The 26427-nt window shown below is 58.2% G+C and carries 28 protein-coding genes; 14 read left to right on the forward strand and 14 right to left on the reverse strand.

Features of this window, described 5'->3' with window-relative positions:
• Window positions 1–139: 139 nt before the first annotated feature.
• Genes hisC through SVU69_08725 form a run of 5 tightly spaced genes read right to left on the reverse strand, consistent with a single transcriptional unit; the run spans window position 140 to window position 4750 of the window.
• The gene (gene hisC / locus SVU69_08705; protein MDY6943080.1) at window positions 140–1225 is read right to left on the reverse strand and encodes a histidinol-phosphate transaminase; all 1086 of its coding nucleotides are present in this window, start codon (window positions 1223–1225) and stop codon (window positions 140–142) included.
• A 2-nt stretch (window positions 1226–1227) separates the two neighbouring features.
• Window positions 1228–2541 carry a histidinol dehydrogenase gene (hisD, locus tag SVU69_08710; GenBank protein MDY6943081.1) on the reverse strand — a complete coding sequence of 438 codons (1314 nt, stop codon included), beginning with the start codon at window positions 2539–2541 and terminating at the stop codon, window positions 1228–1230.
• On the reverse strand, window positions 2538–3194 hold the full coding sequence (gene hisG, locus SVU69_08715; GenBank protein MDY6943082.1) for an ATP phosphoribosyltransferase: 657 nt from the start codon (window positions 3192–3194) through the stop codon (window positions 2538–2540). The genes hisD and hisG overlap by 4 nt, the downstream gene beginning before the upstream one ends.
• An 18-nt stretch (window positions 3195–3212) precedes the next feature.
• Entirely contained in the window at window positions 3213–4472 is a 1260-nt protein-coding gene (gene murA, locus SVU69_08720; protein MDY6943083.1) for a UDP-N-acetylglucosamine 1-carboxyvinyltransferase, read from the reverse strand.
• 26 nt (window positions 4473–4498) lie between these two features.
• A complete protein-coding gene (locus SVU69_08725) occupies window positions 4499–4750 on the reverse strand; it encodes a BolA/IbaG family iron-sulfur metabolism protein (protein ID MDY6943084.1) in 252 nt (83 codons plus the stop codon).
• A gap of 218 nt (window positions 4751–4968) precedes the next feature.
• Here SVU69_08725 and SVU69_08730 point away from each other — a divergent pair, with 218 nt between their 5' ends.
• The 14 genes from SVU69_08730 to SVU69_08795 all read left to right on the forward strand — a co-directional run bounded on the left by SVU69_08730 (window position 4969) and on the right by SVU69_08795 (window position 18537).
• Window positions 4969–5949 carry a calcium/sodium antiporter gene (locus SVU69_08730; protein ID MDY6943085.1) on the forward strand — a complete coding sequence of 327 codons (981 nt, stop codon included), beginning with the start codon at window positions 4969–4971 and terminating at the stop codon, window positions 5947–5949.
• An 88-nt stretch (window positions 5950–6037) separates the two neighbouring features.
• Window positions 6038–7009, forward strand: coding sequence for a KpsF/GutQ family sugar-phosphate isomerase (locus SVU69_08735; protein ID MDY6943086.1), 972 nt, complete (start codon window positions 6038–6040; stop codon window positions 7007–7009).
• The gene (gene kdsC, locus SVU69_08740; GenBank protein MDY6943087.1) at window positions 7006–7539 is read left to right on the forward strand and encodes a 3-deoxy-manno-octulosonate-8-phosphatase KdsC; all 534 of its coding nucleotides are present in this window, start codon (window positions 7006–7008) and stop codon (window positions 7537–7539) included. The genes SVU69_08735 and kdsC overlap by 4 nt, the downstream gene beginning before the upstream one ends.
• Window positions 7533–8105: an LPS export ABC transporter periplasmic protein LptC gene (lptC, locus tag SVU69_08745; protein ID MDY6943088.1), complete on the forward strand. Its 573-nt coding sequence runs from the start codon at window positions 7533–7535 to the stop codon at window positions 8103–8105. Before kdsC ends, lptC begins: the two co-directional genes overlap by 7 nt.
• Window positions 8086–8661, forward strand: a complete 576-nt coding sequence (lptA, locus tag SVU69_08750; GenBank protein MDY6943089.1) for a lipopolysaccharide transport periplasmic protein LptA — start codon at window positions 8086–8088, stop codon at window positions 8659–8661. Before lptC ends, lptA begins: the two co-directional genes overlap by 20 nt.
• The gene (gene lptB / locus SVU69_08755; GenBank protein ID MDY6943090.1) at window positions 8658–9383 is read left to right on the forward strand and encodes an LPS export ABC transporter ATP-binding protein; all 726 of its coding nucleotides are present in this window, start codon (window positions 8658–8660) and stop codon (window positions 9381–9383) included. Before lptA ends, lptB begins: the two co-directional genes overlap by 4 nt.
• Window positions 9384–9615: 232 nt before the next feature.
• A complete protein-coding gene (locus SVU69_08760; GenBank protein MDY6943091.1) occupies window positions 9616–11076 on the forward strand; it encodes an RNA polymerase factor sigma-54 in 1461 nt (486 codons plus the stop codon).
• A 35-nt stretch (window positions 11077–11111) separates the two neighbouring features.
• Window positions 11112–11435, forward strand: a complete 324-nt coding sequence (gene raiA, locus SVU69_08765; protein MDY6943092.1) for a ribosome-associated translation inhibitor RaiA — start codon at window positions 11112–11114, stop codon at window positions 11433–11435.
• A 144-nt stretch (window positions 11436–11579) separates the two neighbouring features.
• Window positions 11580–12065 (forward strand): PTS sugar transporter subunit IIA, encoded by a 486-nt coding sequence (locus SVU69_08770; GenBank protein ID MDY6943093.1) that lies wholly within the window; start codon window positions 11580–11582, stop codon window positions 12063–12065.
• Window positions 12066–12264: 199 nt separating this feature from the next.
• Complete coding sequence (rapZ, locus tag SVU69_08775; protein ID MDY6943094.1) at window positions 12265–13113, forward strand: RNase adapter RapZ; 849 nt, start codon at window positions 12265–12267, stop codon at window positions 13111–13113.
• 405 nt (window positions 13114–13518) lie between these two features.
• The gene (mgtE, locus tag SVU69_08780; protein MDY6943095.1) at window positions 13519–14877 is read left to right on the forward strand and encodes a magnesium transporter; all 1359 of its coding nucleotides are present in this window, start codon (window positions 13519–13521) and stop codon (window positions 14875–14877) included.
• Between the two features lie 81 nt (window positions 14878–14958).
• Window positions 14959–16020 (forward strand): response regulator, encoded by a 1062-nt coding sequence (locus SVU69_08785; GenBank protein ID MDY6943096.1) that lies wholly within the window; start codon window positions 14959–14961, stop codon window positions 16018–16020.
• Between the two features lie 91 nt (window positions 16021–16111).
• Window positions 16112–17125 (forward strand): class 1 fructose-bisphosphatase, encoded by a 1014-nt coding sequence (locus tag SVU69_08790; GenBank protein MDY6943097.1) that lies wholly within the window; start codon window positions 16112–16114, stop codon window positions 17123–17125.
• A gap of 221 nt (window positions 17126–17346) precedes the next feature.
• A complete protein-coding gene (locus SVU69_08795) occupies window positions 17347–18537 on the forward strand; it encodes an NAD(P)/FAD-dependent oxidoreductase (GenBank protein MDY6943098.1) in 1191 nt (396 codons plus the stop codon).
• Window positions 18538–18672: 135 nt separating this feature from the next.
• On the opposite strand, the gene SVU69_08800 is transcribed toward SVU69_08795, so the two are convergent.
• The 9 genes from SVU69_08800 to SVU69_08840 all read right to left on the reverse strand — a co-directional run.
• Window positions 18673–19026 (reverse strand): hypothetical protein, encoded by a 354-nt coding sequence (locus tag SVU69_08800; protein MDY6943099.1) that lies wholly within the window; start codon window positions 19024–19026, stop codon window positions 18673–18675.
• A gap of 480 nt (window positions 19027–19506) precedes the next feature.
• A complete protein-coding gene (locus SVU69_08805; GenBank protein MDY6943100.1) occupies window positions 19507–22131 on the reverse strand; it encodes a DUF6701 domain-containing protein in 2625 nt (874 codons plus the stop codon).
• Window positions 22128–22562 carry a hypothetical protein gene (locus tag SVU69_08810; protein ID MDY6943101.1) on the reverse strand — a complete coding sequence of 145 codons (435 nt, stop codon included), beginning with the start codon at window positions 22560–22562 and terminating at the stop codon, window positions 22128–22130. The genes SVU69_08805 and SVU69_08810 overlap by 4 nt, the downstream gene beginning before the upstream one ends.
• The gene (locus tag SVU69_08815; GenBank protein ID MDY6943102.1) at window positions 22559–23389 is read right to left on the reverse strand and encodes a prepilin-type N-terminal cleavage/methylation domain-containing protein; all 831 of its coding nucleotides are present in this window, start codon (window positions 23387–23389) and stop codon (window positions 22559–22561) included. The genes SVU69_08810 and SVU69_08815 overlap by 4 nt, the downstream gene beginning before the upstream one ends.
• Window positions 23390–23394: 5 nt before the next feature.
• Entirely contained in the window at window positions 23395–23889 is a 495-nt protein-coding gene (locus SVU69_08820; protein ID MDY6943103.1) for a type II secretion system protein, read from the reverse strand.
• Window positions 23886–24368 (reverse strand): prepilin-type N-terminal cleavage/methylation domain-containing protein, encoded by a 483-nt coding sequence (locus SVU69_08825; protein MDY6943104.1) that lies wholly within the window; start codon window positions 24366–24368, stop codon window positions 23886–23888. The genes SVU69_08820 and SVU69_08825 overlap by 4 nt, the downstream gene beginning before the upstream one ends.
• 94 nt (window positions 24369–24462) lie before the next feature.
• On the reverse strand, window positions 24463–24924 hold the full coding sequence (locus SVU69_08830; protein ID MDY6943105.1) for a prepilin-type N-terminal cleavage/methylation domain-containing protein: 462 nt from the start codon (window positions 24922–24924) through the stop codon (window positions 24463–24465).
• A 140-nt stretch (window positions 24925–25064) separates the two neighbouring features.
• A complete protein-coding gene (locus tag SVU69_08835) occupies window positions 25065–25538 on the reverse strand; it encodes a hypothetical protein (protein ID MDY6943106.1) in 474 nt (157 codons plus the stop codon).
• A gap of 34 nt (window positions 25539–25572) precedes the next feature.
• A partial coding sequence (locus tag SVU69_08840; GenBank protein ID MDY6943107.1) for a type II secretion system F family protein occupies window positions 25573–26427 on the reverse strand: 855 nt, incomplete at its 5' end.

The raw sequence follows: 26427 nt of genomic DNA on the forward strand, positions 1-26427 counted from the left end.
ACCGCCGAATCGTGTTTGGGTGGTACTCAGGCACTCCGCCAGGTTCACGGGTCGGCAATTCTACACTCTTGCCTCCCGATATGGCTACTTGCCTGCGAAAAGCATTGGCCGATATTCGTTCAGCACGTCCTTTCCGCGATCAGACCACCCCAGCCAGTGAATCCAGAAAACGCTGGTTTTCTTCCGGCGTGCCCACCGTTACGCGAAGGCAGTTCTCCAACATCGGGTGGGCACCATGCAATTGCTTAATCAGAATGCCGTCGTCCAACAGCCGAGCATAGACCGCCGGAGCGCTGACCGAATGAACCCGAAAGAGAATGAAATTCGCACGACTCGGATAGGCCGTCACTCCCTTGAGCGCACCAAGCACACCAAACAACCGCCCCCGCTCAGCCCGAATCTGCTCTGCTTGGGCTAGCAGGACCTCGTTGTGTTCAAGCGCAAACTGCGCCGTCCGCTGGGTCAAAGCGTTGATATTGTAGGGCAAGCGGACCTTGTCCATCTCCCGAATCCATTCGGAGCTGCCGACCAACAAACCTAAGCGCAGACCCGCCAGGCCCAATTTTGACAATGTTCGCAGAATCAACAAGTGCGGATATTGCGCCAAACGCGGCATCCATGTTGCGTTCGCGAACGGGGCATAGGCTTCGTCAATGACGACCAATCCACTGGCCGCCTCCAGGATACGCTCAATGTCCGAATCATTGAACAGATTACCCGTTGGATTGTTGGGGTAAGCAAGAAAAATTAATGCCGGGCGATGTAGCTCAACCGCCTTCAACAGGGCCGGGAGATCCAGACTGAAATCGGCGGAACGCAGGGGAACCCCAACGTAATTGAGCCCCAGAGCGCGCGCGATGAGCCGGTACATTACAAAACCGGGCTCCGGCGCCAAAACCGACCGCCTGGCCCCCGCCACGGCGGTCATTAATATTTGAATCAACTCGTCTGAGCCGTTGCCAAGCAGTATCTCAGCCCCATCCGGCACAGCCATGGCGGCCCGCATCAATGGCAACAGATCGCGCGCCACTGGGTCCGGATAACGATTGAGCGGGACATCTCGAATCGCCGCCAACCACCCCTGAACCAACTCGGGCGGCCAGCCGTAAGGGTTCTCCATGGCATCCAGTTTCACCAATCCATCCGCGCTGGGCACATGATAGACATCGAGCTCGCGAACCTCTGCCCGAATCAGTTTTTCCGGGGTGGGATATTCTGCTGTCACGATCAAGCGTCCGACGTGCCCACGATCCTAAGCGCCGCCGATTGAGCATGGGCCTCCAGGCCCTCCCCTCGGGCGAGGCATGCGGCAATCCGACCGAGTTCCGCGCCCCCTTCGGGCGAACAGCGAATGACGCTGCTGCGCTTCTGAAAATCATAGACACCAAGCGGCGAGAAAAAGCGGGCGGATCCTGACGTCGGGAGCACGTGATTGGGACCGGCGCAATAATCCCCCATGGCCTCGGCGGTATAGCGCCCAAGAAAGACCGCACCGGCGTGTCGAACCCGCGGCAACCAAACTTCCGGTTCGGACAGCGCTAACTCCAAATGCTCCGGCGCTATCCGATTGACTAGATCCAACGCCTCATCCAGGCTGGCAACCTGAATCAGTGCCCCACGCCGAGCTAAGGACTCAGCGATAATTTCACGCCGGGGTTGCCTGGGAAGTTGCTGTTGGATGGTCTTCGTCACCAAATCCAGGAAGTCTCGGTCCGGGGAAATCAGAATGGCCTGGGCATCCTGGTCGTGCTCGGCTTGGGAGAACAAATCCATAACCACCCAATCCGGGTCGGACTCGCCGTCGCTGACCACCACGATTTCCGACGGCCCGGCGATCATATCGATTCCAACAGCCCCGAAAACGAGCTTCTTGGCCGCCGCCACGTAAGCGTTGCCCGGCCCGACGATTTTGTCCACCCGCGGCACGGTGTCGGTGCCATAGGCCATAGCCGCAATCGCCTGTGCGCCACCGACGGTCACCACGCGATCCACGCCAGCCAAGTGAGCGGCTGCCAGCACCCATTCGTTGAGCGCATCGTCCGGCGCCGGCACGCACATGACCACTTCGCCCACACCGGCCACTTTGGCGGGAATCACATTCATCAACACCGAAGAGGGATAAGCCGCTTTCCCGCCAGGCGTATACACCCCAACCCGATCCATGGGCCGAATTTGCTGACCCAACTCGTTGCCAAACGAGTCGGTGAAAGACCACGACTCGAGTTTCTGACGTTCTGCATATTGCCGAATCCGATCCGCCGCCTGCTCCAGGGCGTTCCGCGCATCGGCCGGCAACGACGCAAAGGCGGCCTCCAGTCGCGCCGGCGCGACTGCAAGATCAGCAGCCGATTGAATATCGCGCCGATCGAATTGTCGGGTGAAATCTACCAGTGCCGGATCACCTTCCAGCCGTACGCGATGCACGATCCGTTGCACGGTTTCCAGCACATTGGTCTCGACGGTGTCGGCCGTCTCTAAAAGCGCGACCAAGGCTGCTTGAAATGATGCTTCACTCGAACACAGCCGTCGGATAGCGCTCATTTCGCAGGCACCTCGTTCATCGACAAGGCCATCTCTCCACCCAGCGCGATCCGCAAGTCGTTGATGAAACCAGCGATTTCGGCATGCTTAACTTTCATAGCCGCTTTGTTTACAACCAACCGCGAACTGATATCGGCGATGCGCTCAAACTCCACCAATCCGTTGGCCCGAAGCGTATTACCCGTGTCGACCAGGTCAACGATCTGGTCGGCCAACCCAACCAGTGGCGCCAACTCCATGGAACCGTAGAGCTTGATGATTTCCACTTGCTGACCACGCGTCGCGAAGAACCGCCGCGTGGTATTGACATACTTGGTCGCAATACGAAGCCGCCCTTTCGGCGTAGGCGCATCGACCCGACCAGCGGTCACCATTCGGCACTGCCCGATCCCTAAATCCAACGGCTCGTAGAGGCCGTCGCCTTCGTACTCCATCAGCACATCCTTGCCGGCCACCCCAACGTCAGCGGCCCCGTAGGCGACATAGGTGGGAACGTCGGTGGCACGAATCACCACCAAGGTCACGTCCGGGTGATTGGTTGCTAGAATCAGGCGCCGACTGCGAGCAGGATCTTCCTGCGGCTCGATTCCCACTCGGGCGAGCAAGGGAATCGCTTCTTCAAAAATACGGCCTTTGGATAGCGCGATTTTCATGAATTCCCCAAGCAACAATCAGCGTGGGACGCGGCGAATTCTCGCACCCAACTGCCCCAACTTTTCTTCGATACACTCGTAGCCACGATCGATATGGTAGATACGATCGACCACTGTCTCGCCCTCTGCCACGAGCCCAGCCAAAACCAAGCTCGCCGACGCGCGAAGGTCGGTGGCCATCACCTGGGCCCCGGTCAAGTTCGGAACGCCCCGCACTACGGCGACATTGCCCTGGACACGAATGTCGGCCCCCATCCGCTCAAGCTCCTGCACGTGCATAAACCGGTTTTCAAACACTGTCTCGGTCATAGCGCCGGCTCCTTTTGCAATGGTGTTTAAAGCCATGAACTGCGCTTGCATATCGGTCGGAAACGCCGGATAGGGAGCTGTGCGAATATCCACCGCCCGCGGACGGCGCCCCCGCATATCCAGTGCGATAGTGGAATCGGTGGTGTCGATGCGGGCCCCCGCCTCGCTCAGTTTTTGCAGCAAGGCATCCAACATCGTTGGACGGGTGTTCTTCAAGACCACATGGCCGCCGGTGATCGCACCGGCCACGAGGTAAGTGCCGCTCTCGATCCGATCGGGCAGAACTTCGTACTCCGTCCCGTGCAAACGTTCAACGCCGTCGATTTCGATGGTGTCGGTGCCGGCACCGCGAATTCTCGCGCCCATCTGAATTAAAAAATTCGCCAGATCGACAACTTCCGGCTCCCGAGCGGCGTTCTCGATCACCGTGCACCCATCCGCCAAGACGGCCGCCATCATGAGGTTCTCGGTTCCGGTCACGGTTACCGTATCCAGCACCAAGCGCGCACCCTTGAGTCGATCGGCGGAAGCTCGGATATAGCCGTTCTCGACCCGGATATCCGCACCCATGGCGGCAAGACCCTGAATGTGGAGATTAACCGGCCTCGAACCGATAGCACAGCCACCCGGTAGAGAAACCTCCGCCCGACCAAAACGACTCACCAAGGGCCCCAGCACGAGAATCGAGGCGCGCATGGTTTTGACCAACTCATAGGGCGCGTAATAGTTGCGAATGCTGCTGGGATCAACCTCAACGCCCATACCGTCGGCCAAGGTAATGCCGACACCCATCCCGCTCAGAAGCTCGATGGTGGTTGTCACATCATGCAGATGCGGCACATTGCGGATTGTCACGGCATCGTCGGCTAGCAGACTGGCCGCCAGTATGGGCAAGGTGGCGTTCTTGGCACCGGAAATACGAATTTCGCCTTCCAGTGGCCTGCGCCCGGTAATGATGAGCTTGTTCACGAACAGTCCGAGAGATTCTTCAAGAGTTATTGCGAAGCCTGAACACGGGCAGACCACTCAGCCGGCGTAAATGCCTGAAGCGACAGTGCATGAATTTCACCGCCGACCAACTCACCCAGCACGTCATAGACCAGCCGGTGGCGACGAATCATACTCAAGCCGTCGAACGTCTGGCTGACCACGACGGCCTCAAAGTGAACGCCGTCGTCGCCGCGGACGCGCACGTCCGCACCGGAAATGCCTTTCGCAATCAGATCCGCGATCTGGTCCGCTTGCACTGTCATCTCTCCCGGGAAAGTCACATGGGGCGTGGCAATTCGCACCTGACCACGCGTTTGAATGGGGAATGATACCGGAAATTGGATGCTCGAGCGTATTGTCGTGAGAGACGTTAGGATAGGATTGTCACGGCCCGACGCAAAATCGCGAAATGAATTCGAGCGAACCCCAGCGTCGACGTCCCTCGAATCAAATAAAATACCTGGAAACAGCGTTCATGATCTCCCAGCTTTTGATGATTTTGGCCGGCTTCATTCTGTTGGTTTGGGGCGCGGATCAATTCGTTGGCGCGGCCGCAAAAACGGCCCGGAAGCTTGGTGTATCAACCCTGATCGTCGGTGTCGTGATCGTTGGGCTGGGGACATCGGCACCAGAGATGCTGGTCTCCGCCATCGCGGCTGTTGACAACCACCCCTACCTCGGGATCGGCAACGCCATCGGCTCGAATATCACCAATCTCGCCCTGGTGTTAGGCACAACCGCCATACTGGCTCCGTTAACGGTTCACTCCCGTGTCCTGTGGCGAGAATTCCCACTACTGATCACCTTCACCGCGCTGGCCTACCTGTTGCTGTTCGACGGGCAATTCGCTCGGATCGACGGCATCCTACTGTTACTGGGTTTAGTGGGACTCATGTACTGGCTGATCCATCTGGCCCGCACTACCGAGCGCAGCGACCCCTTTCTTTCCGAAGCCCAAGCCGAGGGGGAAAGCGAAGCGAGTAATGACACATCGCTGTATCGCGCCGCCATCACGCTGGTTATTAGCCTCGCCGTGCTGCTGCTCGGCTCCCGCTTGCTGGTCTCCGGCGCCTCAAACCTCGCAACCATGATGGGCGTCAGTGATCTGGTCATCGGCTTGTCCATCGTGGCCATCGGGACCAGCCTACCGGAATTGGCCGCCACCATCGCCGCTGTCCGCAAGCAGGAAGACGACATGGCCATCGGCAACATTCTCGGATCGAACATGTTCAACATACTCGGTGTTCTGGGCCTGGCGGGCGCGATCGCGCCGAGCGCCATCGAACGCACGATACTCTGGCGGGACTTTCCGGCGATGTTCGCCGTGACATTGGGCGTCTTCGCTATAATTTGGCACCCGGGAGAACCGCATCGATTACGTCGATGGCACGGCGTGATACTCGTATTGATCTTCGCGGCCTACCAAATTCTGCTGTTTGACGCCCACGCTTCTTAAGTAAGGTGTCCGACAGACAACACACCAAAGGCGTGCGAGCAGGCCGGCTGCTGGCGTAATATGCCTGCGTACTCACGACACATACCCCATGAATAGCGAAGCAGTGAAAAAAATGGCCCTCGCCGTTTTGGAAACGGAGGCCGATGCGGTGTTGGCGTTGCGGGAGAGGATCGACCACAACTTCGTCCTCGCCTGCCAGCACCTGTGGAATTGTTCTGGCCGCATCGTTGTCACCGGAATGGGCAAATCCGGGCATGTGGGAACCAAAATCGCGGCCACCCTCGCCAGCACGGGGAGTCCCGCATTTTTTCTTCATCCCGCAGAGGCCAGCCACGGCGACTTGGGGATGATCACCGCGCAAGACGTGGTTCTCGCCCTATCCAACTCGGGCGAAACGCGCGAGATTCTTGAAATCCTCCCCATCATCAAGCGTCAAGGCGTCGCCTTAATTGCCATGACCGGAAACCCCCGCTCCACCCTGGCTAAAGCGGCAACCGTCAATATCGACGTAACGGTTGAAAAAGAAGCGTGTCCTTTAGGGCTCGCCCCAACCGCCAGTACCACTGCAACACTGGCCATGGGCGATGCCCTGGCTATTTCACTGCTGGAGTCCCGCGGCTTCACCGAGGAGGATTTTGCCCGCTCGCATCCCGGCGGCACCTTGGGCAAGCGACTCCTGCTGCGGGTCGAAGACCTGATGCACGCCGGGGCGACGACCCCCAGGGTGCGCGCCGGTGCCACGATAGCCGATGCCCTGGTGGAAATGACCCAAAAAGGGCTTGGCATGACGACCATCGTCGATGCCGAAGGCCACCTTCAGGGTGTCTTTACCGACGGAGATTTACGGCGCGCATTGGCACAACCGGCCGACATTCAAAACACGCCGATTGAACGAGTCATGACCCGAAACGGTCACAGGGTGAACAGCCAAATCCTGGCAGCGGAAGCTTTGAATGTGATGCAAACATACAAGATCCAACAGCTTGTGGTCGTGGACGACGAGGAGCGAGTCATCGGCGCCTTGACCATGCATGACCTACTTCGGGCAGGCGTGGCATGAAGGTCAACGATTCGATCAGGGGGCGGGCACAGCACATACGCCTGGTGGTGTTTGATGTGGACGGCGTATTAACCGACGGCCGGATCTATCTCACCCCCGAGGGGCCGGAGATGAAGGTATTCCACGCCCGCGACGGCATGGGTATTCGGCTGCTTCGTGAACACGGCATCGAGGTGGCCGTCATCTCCGGGCGACAGTCAGAGGTCGTTAACCGTCGCATGAACGCCCTGAACGTGGCTCACGTTATTCAAGGGCAAGACGAAAAAACCGACGCTCTTCGCAAACTCACGGAGCAACTGGCCATTCCACTATCCCATTGCGCCTTCATCGGCGATGACGTCATCGACATTCCACCCATGCAGGCGGTGGGGCTGGCCTGTGCGGTGGCGGACGCGCACCCTGCTGTCCGGCGCCACGCCCATTGGATTACAACGGCAACCGGCGGACATGGCGCCGCGCGCGAGGTGTGCGACATGATTCTAATGGCACAGGAGCGACTGCCGCCGGCACTGATGCCCGATCCATGCTGAACCCACGCCGAGCCATGCTGTTAGGCGTCGTGGCATTTCTGGTCCTTGGCAGCTGGCTGGTCTTACGGCAGACCGATGCGCCAGAAAACGATTCGGCACTGAATCAAAGCGCCCAAGCGGATTATTATTTGTCCGACAGTCGCTTGCGAGTCCACGACAAGCAAGGGGTGTTGCGCTATGAAGTCACCTCCTCCTCGGCTGAACACTTCCCCCAGACGCGGCAAACACAACTTTTGGAAGTGGCCATGGTTTTTTCGCCACAACAGGATGACGTTTGGTTCCTAACCGCGCGAACCGCCACGCTGCCCGATGATCGAGACGCCATCGCCGAGCTCGTCGGCGAGGTGAAACTCCACGCAACATCGAACAAGGGGGATCGGTTGCATTTGAGTACGCCTCGCATGCAGGTCCTCCCGGACACCGAAAAACTGTGGACCGATTCGGGCGTTCTGATTCAAGGTCGCGGCGTCGAGATCTCGGCTCAACGCCTGGAGGCCCACATGTCGACACAACGCCTTCAACTCGCTGGCCAGGTTCAAACACGTTATGCAGTCGAAACACCGTAAGCCGCCGCAAACAACATCAAACCAGAAATTGGCCATTCTCCGCCAACTCGCCGCCACCCTGGGCGTCGGGGCGCTGATGTTGGCGCTTGTTGGCGGGATATCTGCCTCGGCTCAAGGGGCGGATGATTCCATTCTCATTGAGGCAGACACCGCCGAGTTGGATCAAGTCACCGGCACAGGCACATACCGCGGACGGGTCCGTATCTCCCGGGTCGATCTCAAGATCGCAGGCGAACGGGTCACCATCAGGCAAAACGAACGGGGGCAACCGTCATCTTTAACAATCGAAGGCAATCCGGCGCGTTTCAGTCAAGCCGCCACCGCCACCCAGGACGCATTGGAAGCCAGTGCCCAGCTTGTGGAGTACGACGCTCAGCAAGAGATCATCACCCTCACCGGCAATGCCCAAGTGATACGCGGTAGCGATGAAATCAAGGCGAGTGAAATCCGCTACGACCGCCGCACCGGTCAGCTACAGGCCAAAGGTTCCGACCAACCGGATGGGCGCGTGCGAATCATATTCCAAGCCAACGGCGAGCAGCCCGACACGCCATGAGTGTGCTGCTGGCCGAACAACTGGAAAAACGTTTCCGCGGCCGAAGCGTCGTTGACGGTGTCTCGCTCAAGGTCCATACCGGCGAGGTGGTCGGGCTGCTGGGTCCCAACGGGGCTGGTAAAACCACCACCTTTTACATCATGCTAGGACTCATCACCGCCGACGGCGGCCGAATCTCCTTAGGTGAGCGTGATTTAACCCGGTTACCCATCCACGCACGGGCCCGCCTCGGCGTCGGTTATCTTCCTCAGGAAGCATCCGTGTTTCGCAAGCTCTCCGTCGACGATAACTTAATGGCAGTGCTGGAACTCCGGCCGGGCCTCACTCGCAAGCAACGCCAGGAAACGCGGGATCAGCTGCTGGAAGAATTCCACATCGCCCACATCCGGGACAGCAAAGGTTACAGTTTGTCGGGTGGGGAACGACGGCGGGTGGAAATCGCCCGCGCACTGGCAAGTGATCCGCGTTTTATTTTGCTAGACGAACCGTTTGCGGGGGTCGATCCCATTTCAGTCATCGACATCCAGCGGATCGTGGCCCATCTGTGCGACCGTGGGATCGGCGTTCTGATCACGGACCACAATGTTCGAGAAACGCTTGGAATCTGCAGCCGGGCTTATATTTTAAATGCCGGAAGCGTGATCGCCGAAGGCGCGCCGGAAAAGATACTTGCGAATGAAACCGTTCGCGAAGTATACCTTGGGAAAGACTTCCGGCTGTGATCAGCTTCCGTTCGTGGGGAAACGGGCCGACCGCCGACTATCGCGACATAACCTGCCGAAGCAGGGTCGCATAACCTCCCCCGAGCCAGACTGAACATCAACCCCGTCAACCGATTAGCCGTTGATAGGCCCCTGCAACCAATCGCGTCTAAGGCTGAACTGCACCTTAGCCGCTAACAGAGTAGAATTTTAAACTGAACGATCTAAGTATCTTCTGGCGCAAGCGACACTGATGAAGCAATCCTTACAACTCAAGCTCGGCCAACGTCTGACTATGACACCGCAGTTGCAACAAGCAATTCGCTTGTTGCAACTGTCGACCATTGAATTACAACAAGAGATCCAGACCGCCCTAGAAGCCAACATGATGCTGGAGGCTGGGGAACCCACATCGGAAGACGAAACACCCGAAGCCAGCGCCAACGAGCTGGACAACCGGGAGTCGGAAACCTCTGGCGAAACGTCCGACACGCCTGAGTACGAGTCGGCTGAAGCGGCCGACGACGAAACCTGGAGCGACCCTTGGCGGGAAACAGAAGACACGGGGTATGGCAACAACAGCAGCGGCGACGGCTGGGATTTCAATCAAACTCCCGACAACAGCGGGGATGACCTGCACGAATATTTGATGTGGCAGCTGGAACTGTCCCATTTCAGCGAAACGGACCATGCCATCGCCGTGGCGATCGTCGATGCCATCAACGATGACGGCTACTTCAGCGAAGATCTCGATGAGTTCGTCGCCGACATGGACAACTCGTTAGAAGTCGACCCCGACGAAGTACTGGCCGTACTCCACCGGATTCAACGATTCGACCCCATCGGTATCGGCGCGCGCGACCTCCAAGAAGCGTTGAGCATCCAACTCCGATCGTTGCCCCAAGACACACCCGGCCACGAGATCGCCACAGCCCTGGTCACCAACCACCTCGATCTACTCGCCGCGCGCGACTTCAACACCTTGATGCGAAAACTGAAAGTCGACGAGGACGAGCTGAAAACGGCGATTCAACTCATTCAACAAATGAACCCGCGCCCTGGCGCCCAGATCTCGACTAAAACCGCGGAATATGTGGTTCCGGACGTGTACGTCCGCAAAACCCCCAAAGGTTGGAAAGTCGACCTCAATCCCGATGTGACGCCTCACTTGCGGATCAACCGACTGTATGCCTCGTTAATCCGCCGATCCGACAGCAGCCGCGACAACGAAACCCTGAAACAACATTTGCAGGAAGCGCGTTGGTTCATCAAGAGCCTGCACAGCCGGAACGAAACCTTGCTCAAAGTGGCCTCATGTATTGTGGAGCGCCAACAGGCCTTCTTCGAGCACGGTGAGGAAGCCATGCAACCGATGGTGCTGCGCGAGATCGCCGAATCAGTGGAGATGCATGAAAGCACCGTATCCCGGGTTACCAATCAAAAGTTCATGCACACTCCCCGGGGCATTTTGGAATTCAAATATTTTTTCTCAAGCCATGTCAGCACGGCGGATGGTGGCGAATGCTCTGCAACGGCGATCCAAGCCATGATCCGCAAACTCATCGCTGCGGAGAACCCCCGCAAGCCCTTGAGTGATAACAAATTAGCACAAGAACTTATGAACGATGGCATTCATGTGGCACGCCGCACCGTCGCGAAATATCGCGAAGCAATGTCCATTCCGCCGTCAAACGAGCGCAAGCAACTTGTTTGATACTCGCTCCAAAACCAAAACCATGGGAGTGCGATATGAAAATCGACCTGACCGGACAGAATATCGAAGTGACCTCAGCCATTCGTGACTATGTGAACGAAAAGCTGGAACGGATACATCGCCACTTGGAACACGCCGGTGACGCCCATGTGGTGCTGCGCGTTGAGAAAGAGCGGCACACCGCGGAAGCCAAGATTCCGGTCAACGGTGGCGCACTGTTCGCTGAATCAACCGCTGCCAGCATGTATGCAGCCGTCGACGACTTGGCCGATAAATTGGATCGCCAAGCCAAAAAGTATAAAGACAAGTTGACCGACCACCACAATCGCGAAGCGCGTAAATCGGATCTCTACTCCTGACGCGGAACCACACGCCGAGTCGGCCGTCGGAAATGTCTGCCCCCTTCGTGAGCTCCTGATCAGCGCGCCTGGGGTCATAAGCAGCTGTCCGGCACCGACAACAGCTTTCCGGTAGACCGAGAGGTTAAAACCAAACTTCGAACCATGAACGACAATAACAATATCGGCATCCTCCTCCAGCCCGACCGCGTTATGATTTGCCACGATATTCGTAGCAAGAAGCGATTGCTTGAAAAAATCAGCGAAATCCTCGCCGGCGCCGAGCCGGGCCTGACGGAAATGGACGTCCGGGACTGCCTGCTCAAACGCGAACGCCTTGGTAGTACCGGCTTGGGTCATGGCGTGGCGATGCCACACGGACGAATCGCGGGTATCGATCGCAGCCTCGCCTGTTTTGTCAAACTGACGCCACCGGTGGATTACGATGCAGCGGACGGAGAACCCGTCGACTTGGTCATGGCGATACTGATGCCGGAGAGCTGTAGCGATACTGATCTGCGTTTGCTCCCTCAGCTGTCTCAACAGTTGGGTGACAGGAACCTATGCGAGCGGCTCCGCCGGATTCAACGGGAGGAGTTGTTGTTCAACGCACTACAGCCGAGCCGACCTCAGGCAATCGTCAACGAATAGGCCCAGTTGCCTTCGCTCTATTTTGGGGATTTGTCGATCTTCGCGGGCACCCACCGCGCCCTACCGAAATACGCGAGAGATCCGGTGGGAACATGATAGTCGTCAAACGGTCATACTCATTCGGAAAACAATGTGTCACAGTGGGGCGATGTAGGTCGGTCATGACCGCCACATCCCCTTCTCACCACGGCAACTCGAAATGAAACTGATCGTACTCAGCGGCTTGTCTGGCGCCGGCAAGAGTGTGGCTCTGCACATGCTGGAAGACCTCGGCTACTACTGCATTGATAACATCCCGGTTTCCCTTTTGGAGCCGTTGATCGACGACATGCGCGATGACAAATTCCAGACGCTGACCGCCGTCGGAATCGACTCACGCTCCCGGGTTGGCGACACCGGCACCTTTGGGGAACGCATCGGCCGGTTTCGAAACCGAGGCATCGAGGTCGAAACGCTCTTCCTCCAGGCTGACCCCGAAATCATCATCAAACGCTACAGCGAAACCCGACGACGACACCCCCTCAGCGACCGACAAACGCCTTTAGCTGAAGCCATCGAACGCGAACGGACCTTGCTCCACCCCATCGCCGAGCAAGCCGACATGGTGATCGATACCAGCCGCAAAACGGTTCACGAGTTACGGGATTTGATTCGCGACAGAGTGCACGGCCGGGAAGGTCTGCTCTCCTTGTTATTCCAGTCTTTTGGTTTCAAACACGGGATCCCCACCGATGCGGATTTCGTGTTCGACATTCGCTGCTTACCCAACCCACATTGGCAACCGGACCTGCGTGCGATGACGGGCAAAGATCAGGCCGTAGTCGACTATCTCAACGCCGATCCCCTAGCCGAGGAAATGTACCAGGACATCCGAACTTATCTGGAACGCTGGCTACCCCGTTTCGAATCGGAAAACCGCAGTTACATGACGGTGGCCATCGGTTGTACTGGCGGACAACACCGTTCCGTTTATTTCGTCGAGCGTCTCGCAACAGATTTCGCTCGGCATCAACGCCGGGTTCTCATCCGGCACACCGAACTGCCTTAGCGTCGATAATGCCCGAGCACGGCGCCGCCTCCCACTCAGCCGACACCACCGACAAACCCCATGTATTCATTCTTAAGCCACGATCGAGCGGATCGGCGACGCGGGCTGGTATCGTCTTCCGTGGACGCCGCAACGGTCCCCGAGTAAACTTTCGAACGCGACAGTGGGACGAACAATGAGGCCAACCCCGTCCGGGCGAGAACGACCCATGTCGGTCTACCGGGAGCCGGATGTTTAAGCGCACCGATGGTGATTTCGATCGCCCATGGCCCGGATTGCCGGTAGAAGCCCGGACAATCCACATCTGAACATTCCGACACAACACGTCCTGCGAACTCGATTTCGACACCGGCAAGCACAAGTTTTCATGCCATTGCCGCGCCGCTATTTTCCGGAACTGTCACCATGAGCGAATCCGCCAGCCAAGCCACAACCAGCCGGCAACTGGAAGCCATCACGAACGCGCTGACGAGCGGCACCTTTCAACAGGCCCGCCGCCTGCTGAGCGCCCTCCATCCTGCCGAAATTGGTCTGCTTCTGGAGTCGACACCGTCACCCGAGCGGGAATTGATCTTCGAACTGGTCAGCCCAGACGACGAAGGGGAGGTGTTGCTGCATGTCAACGATGAGGTTCGCGCAGGCCTGATCAACGCGATGGACCAGGAGCAACTAGTAGCCGCCACCCAGAACCTGGATATGGATGACCTGGCGGACATCATCAGCGACCTACCCAGGGCGGTGATCGGGCAAGTGTTGCGCGCCATGGACCAGCAAGAGAGAGCGCGCCTGGAAGCCGTATTGGCCTACCCGGAAGACAGTGCTGGCGGTCTGATGAACACAGACACGGTCACGGTCAGGCCCGACGTCAGCATTGACGTGGTTCTCCGGTACCTGCGCGTGCGGGGTAAACTCCCCGAACTTACCGACGCGTTAATCATCGTCGATCGTTACGGCCACTACGTGGGTATGCTGCCCATCGCGGAGCTGTTCATCGGTGATCCCGAAGCAACCGTGGCCGATGTCATGATCACTGACGCCGAACCCATTCCGGTAGCCACCCCCTCGCAACAAGTCGCAAAGATCTTTGAAGACCGCGATCTGATCTCGGCCCCCGTGGTCAACGAAACCGGCGTCGTGGTAGGCCGAATCACTATCGATGACGTGGTCGACGTGATTCGCGAAGAAGCCGAGCACTCCCTTTTGAGCATGGCCGGTCTCGACGAAGAAGAAGATATGTTTGCGCCCGTAATCACCAGCTTTCAGCGGCGCTCAGTTTGGTTAGGTGCCAACCTGTTAACAGCTTTCGCCGCATCGGCGGTTGTCGGACTGTATCAACCCACGATTGAGAAAGTTGTCGCCCTGGCAGTTCTGATGCCCGTTGTCGCCAGCATGGGAGGTATCGCTGGCAGCCAAACGCTGACGCTGATGATCCGGGGTCTGGCGCTCGGCCAACTGGGTCGCAGCAACACCGGCAAACTGATGAGCAAGGAGCTTGCCTTGGGATTGCTCAACGGCGTGGCATGGGCCTTGGTGGTTTCAGTCATTGCCTTGTTGTGGTTCGGCAGCGCCTCCCTGGGCCTCGTGATTGCCATGGCCTTGATCGCAAATCTGCTAGTCGCCGCACTCTCCGGCGTACTGATCCCGCTGATTCTCAAGCGCTTTGGGGTCGATCCGGCGCTCGCCGGTCATGTCATTTTGACCACCGTGACCGATGTGGTCGGCTTTTTCATATTTCTCGGCCTGGGCAGCGTTTTGCTGCTGTGAAAGCCACCGCGCGGTCCACGACGCGTGACCAAAGCTTTTCCGCCGCTTGCCGACAACCGATAAAGTAGAGGCGAGCCAGCTATGAGCGCAGCGAAAAAACTGAAAATCTTGGTTGCAGATGACTCACGCGTCATGCAGGAGTCGATCCGGCGATTCCTCGAACCCCAACACGAGGTCATCACCGTTGCGGACGGCGAAGCCGCCTGGGACACACTCCAGGCCGACACATTCGATTTGCTGATCAGCGACATCTCCATGCCGAACCTAGACGGCTACGGGCTGATCTGTCGCATCCGGGGCGCAAGCCCGGAGGAAAACTACCAACGCATCCCGATCATCGTAATCACCGGACTGGAAGATAATGTCGTCCGAGTCCGGGCATTCGCCTGCGGTGCCGATAACTTCATCCCCAAACCGGTGACTCGGGAGACGCTCCTAAAGAATATCGCTTCGGAATTGACCCAACGACGACAATCCTGCGCTGAGCGTGAATCAACCCGTGCGCCGGTGACCGCTGACGCGTTCAATGCATCCCTTGATACACTGTTACGACAAACTGATGACGCACACCCGGTATCATTGGTGTGGGTCACTGCTCACGCGCCGGAAGAAATTCTCGAGCAGTACGAAAATGAGTTGGGCTACTGGCTGACTCAGGTCGCTGGCGCGCGGCAGAGAGCGAGCGACGTACTTGGCCAACTGCAACCCGCCAGTTGCACCCTACTATTACCGGAAACGGATCAACTGACCGCGATGACCATGGCCGAACGGCTCTATTCCGACTTCGCCGCCCATCCGTTACCGCTCGGCCCGGTATCGGCGCTGGTCACGCCTGTGGTGGGCTACGCGACGGCCGATCAAGCGCAGATCACCACCAAAGCATTCATCCATCAGGCCCTGGCTGCGGCCGAAGCAAGTCACGAGAACATTGCGGTGGAGATGGAAGAGTCCGTCATCGAACAACCCACATTGGATCAAGCAGCGGCCATGCTTCAAAATGGCGAGGAAGGTAAACTGCTACCATACGCCGCAGACATCATGGCGCGAATGTTGCCGCTGTTGGACACTTGTACGGACCAACTCGGCATGGATGTGGATAAAGAACTGTCCACGTTACGCGCCAAGCTGGAGTTCTTCCTATGAGTACGGGCGCGCAAGCTGTTAATATTCCCGCCTGATCGAACACACCTCGGAACCATTTGCACAACCTCACAAGGAATGGCTGGACGCTTCAATGGACGACGGAAAAACCCTAACCGCCTTCCTCAGCGAAGAACGTAAACGCAACCCTCACGTAACTGAAGATTTGGCCGGCGTGGTCGAAGACATGGCACGCGCCTGCAAACTCATCGCACACAAAGTGAGCCGCGGCGCCCTATCAAACGTATTGGGGAGTGCCGGCTCGCAAAACATCCAAGGCGAGACCCAAAAGAAACTGGACATCATCGCCAATGACATTGTGCTCCAGTGTCACGAATCCACCGGCCGGGTGGCCGCGATGGCCTCGGAGGAGATGGACTCCATTTACCTGTTACCCATCGGGGCACGTCGCGGTGACTACCTGTTGGTTTTCGACCCGTTAGACGGGTCGACGAACATCGATGTGAACCTGTCCATCGGCACGATCTTTTCGATACTGCCCTGCCCGCGAGGGGTCAACGAACCACGCGAAGAAGACTTCTTACAGCCGGGTCGCAACCAGGTCTGCGCGGGGTATGTCGTCTACGGACCGTCGACTGTTCTTGTATTATCGCTCGGCAGCGGGGTCCACAGCTTCACCCTGGATCGCAACATCGGCGAATTCATCCACTGCGCCGGCCAAATACAAATCCCGAAAGACACGGCGGAATATGCGATCAACAGTTCAAACCGGCGCTTTTGGGAACCCCCGATCGCCCGTTACATCGACGAATGCAAAGCCGGCGCGGCCGGTCCGCGCGAGAAAAACTTCAACATGCGCTGGGTTGGCGCCATGGTCGCAGACTGCCACCGGGTAATCTGCCGTGGAGGCATATTTCTGTACCCACGGGATACCCGGGATCCCAATAAACCGGGGAAACTTCGCCTACTCTATGAGGCCAACCCCATCTCTTACCTGTTTGAACAGGCCGGGGGTGAATGCACCACCGGTTATCAATCGATCTTGGATATCACACCCGAAACACTCCACCAAAGGGTACCCGTGATTGTGGGTTCGGCCCACGAAGTCGCTCAGGTCCGTTCTTATCACGAGACCGACGAAAACTAAAAAACTCGTGAAGTGGCGCGGCGCGAAATATCGCGGCGCGCCACTGCCGATTCTGTTGGTCATGCTTGATCGACTGCTTTAAGTTCTTCATACAGACAGGCTAAAATCGCCAAAACACACGCAACCCCGCCCCTCCTAACCCGTGCGGATATCCGTACCGGGGCCATTGCCACCGAGGGTTGTCATGGCCAATCTGACCCCAGGCGGACCCGACACTCAACATGCAGTACTGCGACGCTCTGATTGTGGGCGCAGGCCCGGCCGGATCGACATTGGCTTGGCGCTTGACGCAAGCGGGCTACAACGTACACATTGTCGACCGCGCCACATTTCCTCGCGAGACACCTTGTGCCGGATGGATTACGCCACAGGTTGTCGAGTCTTTGGAGCTGAGTCTTCTTGACTATGGCGAGAGCCATACACTGCAACCGGTTTCCGCTTTCGTCACCGGTATCATTGGTCGCGAACCGCTGTTTACCGGTTACCGAGAACCCGTCGGTTACGGTGTTATACGATCCGAGTTTGACCATTATCTGCTAGAAAGATCCGGGGCGAGATACCACCTCAGCCAAGCCGTGGAGTGTATTCGGCGACATCAGGGACTGTGGGAAATCAACGAGCGCTTCCGCACACCCTTACTGATCGGCGCCGGCGGTCGTTTCTGCCCCGTCGCTCGACACCTCGGCACCGACCGGGGCTGCCCGGAACGCGCCGTATCCGGCGAAGTGATGGAATGGCGACTGGACGCTTGGCAAAAAGCGAACTGTCCCAGTCGCGGAAAGGCAGCGGAATTGTATTTTTACCCGGATCTTAAAGGCTACGGTTGGATCTTTCGGAAGCACGATTACCTCAACATCGGACTGCGTCGGGACGACGCGCACGAGCCGAACGCACACTTTGAAAACTTTGTTCACTGGCTGCAGGAGACCCGCCGCGTGCCGTTCGATCTGAGCCCCAACCGCCGGGAAGATGCCTATCTGACCCACACCAGCTCAAACCAAACGATAGCGGCCGAGGGAATACTGTTGATTGGAGATGCCGCCGACATAGCTCCAGCACAAAGCGACGAAGGCATCCGCACGGCGGTAGAGTCCGCTCTTATCGCCGCTCACGCCATCGGCAACGCCCCAGGCGATTACTCCGAAACCAACCTGAGAGGTTACGAGTACCGACTCCGTTCCCATTTTGGTCGACGTTCGTTGGGCAAGCGAATTCACTCGGATACACCCATCGCCTCCGCCCTCCGCCGTCGGATGGGTACTTGGTTACTTGAACACCCGACCTTTGTCGAGAAAATCCTGCTGAACCGCTGGCTGCTCCGTCGCCATGAATCGCCTTGGCTGACACCCAAAACTGCCTCGAGAGTTCAGTTCTCATCAACCAACAGTCCGCAGATAGACCCCACCGACTGAAACCACCCATCAAGCCAACCCCGACTCGTTCAAACACCGCGGCATTGGAAAACAAAAAAGGAGGGCGCATGGCCCTCCTAATGGAAACACTGAAGCTATCGCTTTGTTATTCGATACGAACCCAAGTACGGTTAGTTAGGGAGCGATGGCAGTGGCCAGCCAACCGTAGACGGCGGCTTTGCCGTAAGAAAAGCCAATCTTGAGGTCCAACACGTCATCAGCGAAATCGCCGGTGAAGTCGTCGGCTTGAATTTCCTCAAGGACTCCGGCTTTGAAACCATTGAACAGGGACGCGTAGCCGAAAACGGTGGAAGCTTTTGACAAAAGCTCAGGATTCAAAGCGATGTCAATGATAATGTCGCCGATAACGCCTTGGCCACTGACGGCTTGGAGGTCGGTATCGGTCATCGGCGCCAGTTCGGCATTCGCGGCGAAGGGGGAAGCAACCAAAGCGGCGGCCAACATCGAGCTTTTCACGATCTTGTTCATGAGATCACTCCGTATATCTCTGGAAAGTTGGAAACTTAGTGGGTATCTGGATAGTGACAGCGTAGTTCGCGTCTACCCGAAGGAGATCGTACCGCAGCGAATCGAACAATCAAACGAATTTTATTGAAGATTTTGTTTCACAATCGAATATTCTAATAGTTTTAGTTAATTTAATTTTCTTTACCAATACAAAATTGATGACACGAGCTATCAATTTTATTCATATTAATAGAAAACAATTACCAACAAAAAACCCCATGGCACAAACGTCGCGCTACGGGAATATAAGCTTAATATACTGATTTAAATATCTATTATAAAAAAATCACAAGGGACCAGGGGAATCCAGCGCTGCCTTTGACCAGGAAAGCTGCAACGGTCGCCAAAAAAACGGCGGGGCGCAGACCCTGCAGCGGTAAAATGTCACAAAATATTCAAATTCGATCACGAAGGCGGCCAATCCCCCCGCAGAGCGCTGCCTCAAGGAAAGGTTTCACGACGATAGATCTGGCGATTCAACCCCCCATATAAACCAAAGCTCGCACGCGCGGCGGGGTTTTCCTCGAAGCTGTCGTCGCCATCCTTATCGACCTGGAGCCAGAAGTAGCTCGGCAACAGATCCCAGTCCACGGCCACATCGCCCACTTGATTCGGCGCGGCGAGGGTCACCGATCCGAGACCACCGACGATCTGAACATCCGTCACCGCCGTCTGGCTGTAGGTGGTATCCCCCACAACCGCGGCGGACAACACAACCTCGGACGCGGCCGCCAGACTCCCATCGGTGCAGCTATCGGCGCCATTGACAACAAAACCAGTAGTCCCCCCCAGATCGGCGAAATACTCCACTCGCACCGCCAAGGCCAGGGGCAACAATTCGGACCCGAACGCATTGACGAGCCTGAGCTGCCCAAACCGCATTTGTTGATTGCCGCCGGCGAACGCCATGCCGGCACCGGGTGTGGCGTCACCAAACCGGATGGGATTGCCCGTATACACCACGCCATCCCCGTCGGCCACGTCCGCACTGAGACTCAGCTCGGCATCGAATGGCACCAGCGGGACGGTACGAATAAGCGCCAGGCCGCCACCATCGGCAAACGCCAACGCCGTGCTGCCATCGCCGTTGTCCGTCACCACTGGATCGTTGGCGGGCAAGTCGGCCTCATCCACCGCCAACGTCGACTCCGTGTAGCTACGGTTGGTCACCGTCGCGTCGGAAATCTTGTTTAACGAACCGGTGTAGTTCGCCGTGATGGCCCCGAAGGCATTGACAGCCGTGACAGTAGCCACCGGCGCGGTCAAATAGAAGAAGGGTTGTCCAACGTAGGTGAAACTGCCACAGGCGGGGCTCAACACCGGCGTGTTGTAGCTTACGGAAAAGTCGTCCGGAACAAAGCGCCCCACCGCCACTGGCGTCGATTCAATTTGCCGGCGAGCTAACGGCGTCCCGTCAGCGGCATCGACACTGGCAAAGAGCGTATCGACCGCCTGAAGTTGGATCGCACCCACTTCAGAATAGGTCACGCTGTCGCTGCGAGCCACACCACCAATGGTGGTCCAAGCACCAGTGTTGACGGCGCCCATGCTCGCACCGAGCACGGAAGAAATTAATTGTAGCTCCGGCGTTCCGTCATAACCGGGCGTCGTGATTCCCCCACCGCTGCGGGCCGTCACGGTTGTAGTGAACGGTCGGCCGGCCTTATGGATCGGCGTGGCCGACATGGTCGTGGCGTTAAGGGTCCGGCTCGCTCCCGGAGTGCTCGGGTCGGTATCGGTGGCAACCAATTCAAAATCGCCGGGGCGGATCGCAAAGGCATCCGAACTACAGGAAGTGTCGGTGGTGGGATCGGTGGCATCCCGGGTACCGATTAATTGCAAACGCGCCTCAGCAAGCGCATTACTATAAGCGGGTAGCGAAACGGTCAGCGGGTTGGAGGTATTGAACACGGCAGAAGCCAGCAGCACGTTGACCTGGCCACCCCAACTGCTGCGACAGCCGGTCACCGGATCCAAGGCGCCCGAGTTATCTCCGGCATCCAGCAGCCGAATCTCGACGGTGCCGTCGTAATTCGACTTCAGCGCGTCACCGGCCTCGGTCAAGGCCGCAATGTCCAACACGATGGCATCGCCGACCACCTGGGTAAAAATGGGCCCGGTGATCGGTGATGATGCGACTTCGACCGCATTGAAACGACCGGGATCGCCACCGGTACTCACCGTTCCCACCAGGATGATGTCGTCCCAGGACACATCATCACGATCACTGCCGCTGAAAGGCATCCCCGACTCGACGCGAAGGGTATGCGATCCTGCGGACAGACTCAGGCTGGTGGCGATCGTCCATGGATCGGCGTCGGCATCCAACGTACCCACCAGATTCCCGTCGACCAGGACACGTCCCGGGCTGTAGCCGGACGCTGCGACGTCTCGCAGGCGATAAAATCGGATCTCGGTAAAAACCCGGTCCTCGGGAATGGTAAAGCTGATATCTAAAGTATTGCTTTCCGGCGCATCGGGATAGTAGCGCCCGGCGTAGTCTCCTCCGGAGGGATCAGTGCTGTCGCCGATGTGACGGCGGCGGTTCAGGTTGACCGCACTGGTGGTTTCGCCCGACTGCGTTAGAAGCGTGATGGACGAAAAGCTCAGATCATTCTGCTCATCGGCCGTCCAATCGCTACACAACACCGGCTCATCGCTGAAAAGATAACGATTGTTGATACAGTGGGGATCCAAGGCAATGGTGTGCACTCCCGGCGACAGGCTCAAAGGCGATGACAAGGTGACCAAAACCGACGAAGTCCCACTCGCCGAGCGCCGACCTCGAAAAGCGCCATCGATGTAAAGATCCAGGTACCAAGTACTCCCGCTTTCTTCGACGATGGGGGTATTGAGCCGAACATGCGTGACCGTGACTGCCTCGGTTAAGTAGAAGCGGCTCGGATAACTGTACATTTCGGTCCGACGCACCGGTTCGCTTGGCACATAACTACCGCTCGTCCCGTCACCCACATGCTGCCACCCCTCTAGCACCACGTCTGCGCTGGCCGTGTGCACCATCGCGGCGAGTAAGAACGAAAGAACAACACGCCACCGAGTACTCATGGCGCCGCCCCCATCAATTTACTGCTCAGCCGCCGGGCAACGAAGTCCCGGCCGCCCCAGCTACCCCGCTCAGCAGTCACCGTAATTTGATACAGCGGCACGTCGGTGCTTCCGAGACGGTGCACGCTTTGGGTACAACTGACGCTGATGGCGAATCCATTCAGCGCGCCCTCACTCAATGAGAAATTGGTATTGCCGCAACTGCCCTCCTGGAGCGCCTTGTAGGCCGCCCACTCCATGCCGGCATGGGCCGCGAGATAGGCCCGCGAAGACTCCGCTGCCAACCCGGCACTGGCGTGCTGCACGCCGCTGATGGTCACCATGAACGCACCCAGGCTGGACAGAATCACCAGCAAGAAAATCGCCGATATCAGTGAGAACCCCTCCTGGGGACTCGAGTCCACGATCCGGAACTGGCCCCGGTCCATCACGGCACGTTGTCCACATGCAATTGACGCATCAGACGAACCTGCTCGCCCTTCGACTCCAGCACCACCGCCAGGGTCGCCAATCCATCGCGTTGTGCCGTATCCAGTGTTTGATAAGTCCAACTACAGGAGGCCACCTGGTTGGTCACCAGCGCGCCATCGTCGGGAGCAAAATCGGCCGCGGTGTTGGGCTGAGCCGCGCCGAAGTTGTATCCGCTATAACGTCTCAGCTCTCCATTTTCACAGACATAACTCACCGCGGAATCCACTAGAAAAACCCGACGCCCCGGCGAATCAAAGGGAAATTGATGAGCCGCCGACAAGCTCACCCGGTATTCCGTTCCGCTACCGGTCGGCCCGGTTACCCCCGAAACCGTAATCACGGTGCCAACCGGCGTCATGACGCTGTCGAGATAGGGATTGGCTCCGGGCTGACCGAGCGGGTAAATCGCCAGGTGGTGACCACTGAAGGTGCCGGCGCCACCCAGCGGCCCCAAGACGTTGAACTGATCATCCGGCGCGGAGAAAACCAAGCGCGTTGCGGGATCACCGGGCGGCTCAGCACGATAGCGGTCACCATCCACCGTGCGCAGCAGCTCCAAGGCGTTTCCGCTCACCCGCACGCTGTTGGGCAGGGCGGCGCGAATATCGCGGCTCATCTGCCGCAGTGCCACATCCGCCGAATCGGCCAAAGCGGCCCGGCGGCTTTGATCAACAAAGCTTTGCACCGGCCCGGTAACGAACGCACCCGCCCCGGCCGCCACGGCGCCGAGGATCACCACTACGACGATCAATTCGACCAGAGTCGTGCCGTGTTGCGAAAGCCCCATGCGCATCAGTAATCCGCCCGATACCCGGTCAAGGTGACATCAACCCGGTTGTTAAACACCACCCGCACGTCCACCCGGCGCACATCTGCAGTGGGTACGGTGTCTCCGCCGGGGCCGAGGGCGGTGGTTCCACCCACCGTGACACTCACGCGGTATCCGTCCAGACCGGACCAGGCAATTCCGGCCTGATCGCTCGGGGGTTGTTCATTTAACCCGTCGTAGTCCTGCACGTCGTCGTAGACTGACCGGCTTTCTCCGCTTTCGGCCCCACCGGTCTCGCCCCCGCCAGGATCGTCCAATGGCTTGAGGAGAATTTCCTCTAAATACGCCTCGGCAATCGCGATGGCTTGCTGGGTTAACTGGGGATCGACGCTACGCGTAATGTTCTGACTGAAAACGAGCAACACACCACCCAGCGAGATCGAGATAATGAGAATTGCCACCACCAACTCCACCAAGGTCGCACCGGCCATGGCGTTGTGAGCGCGAGGTACGTTCATAGCCCTTCGACAAATCCGGTTTCGGCGTGAATAACGAGCTGGTGACTTCCCACACTGAGTGTCGCGTTTGAGACCATATTGGTTCGGCCTTGGGCGTCGAAAAGCACCGTGATAGGCGTGGTCCCGCTGATGGTGACACCCGCCGGGGCTGTGCCTGAAAATCCGCTGGAACCGGTCGGGTGGGGCACGGCTTGGGTGTAGGTGCCTGCAGCGCAAAAGCCGGGCGGCTCGCTGAGCGAATAGCCGGTGGTGGTGATTTGCAGCTGAACCGGACAGGCCGTGGCGAGCGCACGTTTCTGCGCGAAACGTGCTGCCCCGGCAAGCTCTTCGAAAAAGCCTCGTTGATCGAAGGCTCGGGAATCGGCGAAACGGGGTATCGCCACGGCGGCGAGGATTCCCGTCAGCACGAGCACCATAATCAGTTCGACCAAGGTGAATCCCGCGCTTGCCGACCGCGGGCGGGCGAATGATGGTCGCATGGCATTCACATCCCGGTGGTCGCAGAAAACGGGCGGCTTTCGCCGCCCGCGGTTCGCTCAACCGATATCGCCGGACAGAGCAATCAGTGGATGATTAGCAGCCGCCAAGCGCGGGCGTGATATCCGGGGTGTCGTTGGCCGCGGACGGCTCCTCGTACGTGATGGTGCAGGCTCCCGGCGCACCGTCGACGGCAATGGTCACACTGGGCGGCGTCGTGGCGTTGGCCGTAGCCGTATAGCCATTCAGATCCTGCAGGGCCGCGACAATGCCGGTCGCTGTTCCCGCCGGATAGCCGTGAACCATATCGATGGTTGTCCCGCCGTCGGCGGTGACCGTGCCGGTGGCACCCGTTTGTCCGGTGGCCAAGGCCACGGCGTGAGTCAGTGCCGAGGCGCTACGAAGACTCCCCTCCAGTGCGTTGGCACTGGCCGTGCGCGCTTGGCCGGTCAGGTCAACGAATCTCGGTACCGCAAATGCGGCCAGGATTCCCAAAATTACAATGACAAAAACCAGTTCGATTAAAGTGAAGCCGGCTTGTTGATGTCTCGTTTTCATTTCTGCTTGCCCGTCCAGTTCGGTTATCGAATGTTGTTAGGTTCGCGCTCAACACGGAGCGGAACGGCAACCGCCACTTATCGCGCCTCCTATACTATCGACCTAATCGTCTCCCGCTTTAGGTATTCAGTTCGTGCAACTTAACAGCGAATGAGCCGAGGTAATGACAGATAGCGCTCCGCCGCGATGGATGTGGGACCGTCGGACACAACCACGCGCCAGCACGTCACCGAATCATTGTCGTCAGGCTCGAAAAAAGGACTGGGCGAGTAGCGCAGAACGCCAGCTTTCGAATTGAAATACCAAGCCCGAACTCTCGAGCCAGCCGAGACCGTGGACGCATCACCGCCGTACCACGACGGAAGATCAGGCAGCAGCAGGACCGGATTCGATCCATGAAGCGCTGCCAAATCCCGCCTCTGCCCAGCGGCGATACGCCGCATCACCTCGACGTGAAGCGCGCTGCGAAGTTCGGCACCGGTACGGACGACCTGCGTCTGCTCCACGGCGTTGGTTAACGCTGACAAGCGCCCGAGCATCAAACCCAGCAGGGTCACCCAAAGCAGGCAAATCAAGGCCCGTTCAAGGGGGGAGTGGCGCCGTACGATTCGCAACCTCCTGCTACGCCAGCGCGCCAGAGAGATCACGCTATCCGCCGCCGCTCATCAGGCCGTACATATCCCACATGGGCAGGAAAACCCCTAACGCCATCAGCAGCACCACACCGCCAACCGCCACGATAAGCAGCGGCTCAATGGTCGCGCTGAGGTTTTCCACATCGTAGTCCACTTCCCGTTCGTAGAAATCGGCTACTTCTTTCATCATGTCGTCGATGGACCCGGTCTCCTCGCCCACCGTCAGCATTTGCAACACCATCGGCGGGAACAGACCGGTCGTTCGGGCGGTTCGGCTTAAGGGGTCACCCCGCTCGATGCCGTTGCGCATCTCGACGACCCGTTCGGCAATGTAGGTATTGTCCACCGCCCGGCTGATCAGGGTCATGGCCTGGACAACGGGCACGCCAGAGCGAAATGACATATCGAAGGCCCGAGCAAACCGCGACAAGCTGGAGCGCAACATAATTGACCCGATCACCGGCAAGCGAAGCTTCAGCTTGTCCCAGCGATACCGACCCGATTCCGTCCGCAGGTAAGCCCGCGCGCCCATCACCAAGCCGGCCGTTGCCGCCCCCAGCAAATACCAGTAATTGATCACCACATCCGACATGCCGATCAATATCCGCGTGGGCAACGGCAGCGGGGCGCCCAGGCTTTCGAAAATCCGGGCGAAGGGAGGCACCACGACCGTGACAATCACACCGATAGCCACGGTTACCGCGATGAGGACGAAGAACGGATAACGGGCGGCCACTTTGACCCGATCGCGCGTGGTCTTTTCGAACGAAAGATAGTGATACAAACGAATAAACGCTTCGTCCAGACGGCCCGATTCCTCGCCGACGCGAATGATGCTGATAAAGATCGGTGAAAATACGGCGGGATG

The sequence above is a fragment of the Pseudomonadota bacterium genome, assembly GCA_034189865.1.
Classification (GTDB): Bacteria; Pseudomonadota; Gammaproteobacteria; order UBA5335; family UBA5335; genus JAXHTV01.

What these genes read in the sequence shown, in the direction of transcription:
- hisD (MDY6943081.1), bottom strand. Translation starts at nt 2,541, where the DNA reads ATGAGCGCTATCCGACGGCTGTGTTCGAGTGAAGCATCATTTCAAGCA.
- mgtE (MDY6943095.1), top strand. Translation starts at nt 13,519, where the DNA reads ATGAGCGAATCCGCCAGCCAAGCCACAACCAGCCGGCAACTGGAAGCC.
- SVU69_08790 (MDY6943097.1), top strand. Translation starts at nt 16,112, where the DNA reads ATGGACGACGGAAAAACCCTAACCGCCTTCCTCAGCGAAGAACGTAAA.
- SVU69_08770 (MDY6943093.1), top strand. Translation starts at nt 11,580, where the DNA reads ATGAACGACAATAACAATATCGGCATCCTCCTCCAGCCCGACCGCGTT.
- SVU69_08830 (MDY6943105.1), bottom strand. Translation starts at nt 24,924, where the DNA reads ATGAAAACGAGACATCAACAAGCCGGCTTCACTTTAATCGAACTGGTT.
- SVU69_08815 (MDY6943102.1), bottom strand. Translation starts at nt 23,389, where the DNA reads ATGGGGCTTTCGCAACACGGCACGACTCTGGTCGAATTGATCGTCGTA.
- hisG (MDY6943082.1), bottom strand. Translation starts at nt 3,194, where the DNA reads ATGAAAATCGCGCTATCCAAAGGCCGTATTTTTGAAGAAGCGATTCCC.
- SVU69_08785 (MDY6943096.1), top strand. Translation starts at nt 14,959, where the DNA reads ATGAGCGCAGCGAAAAAACTGAAAATCTTGGTTGCAGATGACTCACGC.
- raiA (MDY6943092.1), top strand. Translation starts at nt 11,112, where the DNA reads ATGAAAATCGACCTGACCGGACAGAATATCGAAGTGACCTCAGCCATT.
- lptB (MDY6943090.1), top strand. Translation starts at nt 8,658, where the DNA reads ATGAGTGTGCTGCTGGCCGAACAACTGGAAAAACGTTTCCGCGGCCGA.
- SVU69_08825 (MDY6943104.1), bottom strand. Translation starts at nt 24,368, where the DNA reads ATGCGACCATCATTCGCCCGCCCGCGGTCGGCAAGCGCGGGATTCACC.
- lptC (MDY6943088.1), top strand. Translation starts at nt 7,533, where the DNA reads ATGCTGAACCCACGCCGAGCCATGCTGTTAGGCGTCGTGGCATTTCTG.
- SVU69_08800 (MDY6943099.1), bottom strand. Translation starts at nt 19,026, where the DNA reads ATGAACAAGATCGTGAAAAGCTCGATGTTGGCCGCCGCTTTGGTTGCT.
- SVU69_08795 (MDY6943098.1), top strand. Translation starts at nt 17,347, where the DNA reads ATGCAGTACTGCGACGCTCTGATTGTGGGCGCAGGCCCGGCCGGATCG.
- SVU69_08760 (MDY6943091.1), top strand. Translation starts at nt 9,616, where the DNA reads ATGAAGCAATCCTTACAACTCAAGCTCGGCCAACGTCTGACTATGACA.
- rapZ (MDY6943094.1), top strand. Translation starts at nt 12,265, where the DNA reads ATGAAACTGATCGTACTCAGCGGCTTGTCTGGCGCCGGCAAGAGTGTG.
- SVU69_08735 (MDY6943086.1), top strand. Translation starts at nt 6,038, where the DNA reads ATGAATAGCGAAGCAGTGAAAAAAATGGCCCTCGCCGTTTTGGAAACG.
- SVU69_08730 (MDY6943085.1), top strand. Translation starts at nt 4,969, where the DNA reads ATGATCTCCCAGCTTTTGATGATTTTGGCCGGCTTCATTCTGTTGGTT.
- SVU69_08820 (MDY6943103.1), bottom strand. Translation starts at nt 23,889, where the DNA reads ATGAACGTACCTCGCGCTCACAACGCCATGGCCGGTGCGACCTTGGTG.
- kdsC (MDY6943087.1), top strand. Translation starts at nt 7,006, where the DNA reads ATGAAGGTCAACGATTCGATCAGGGGGCGGGCACAGCACATACGCCTG.
- SVU69_08805 (MDY6943100.1), bottom strand. Translation starts at nt 22,131, where the DNA reads ATGAGTACTCGGTGGCGTGTTGTTCTTTCGTTCTTACTCGCCGCGATG.
- lptA (MDY6943089.1), top strand. Translation starts at nt 8,086, where the DNA reads ATGCAGTCGAAACACCGTAAGCCGCCGCAAACAACATCAAACCAGAAA.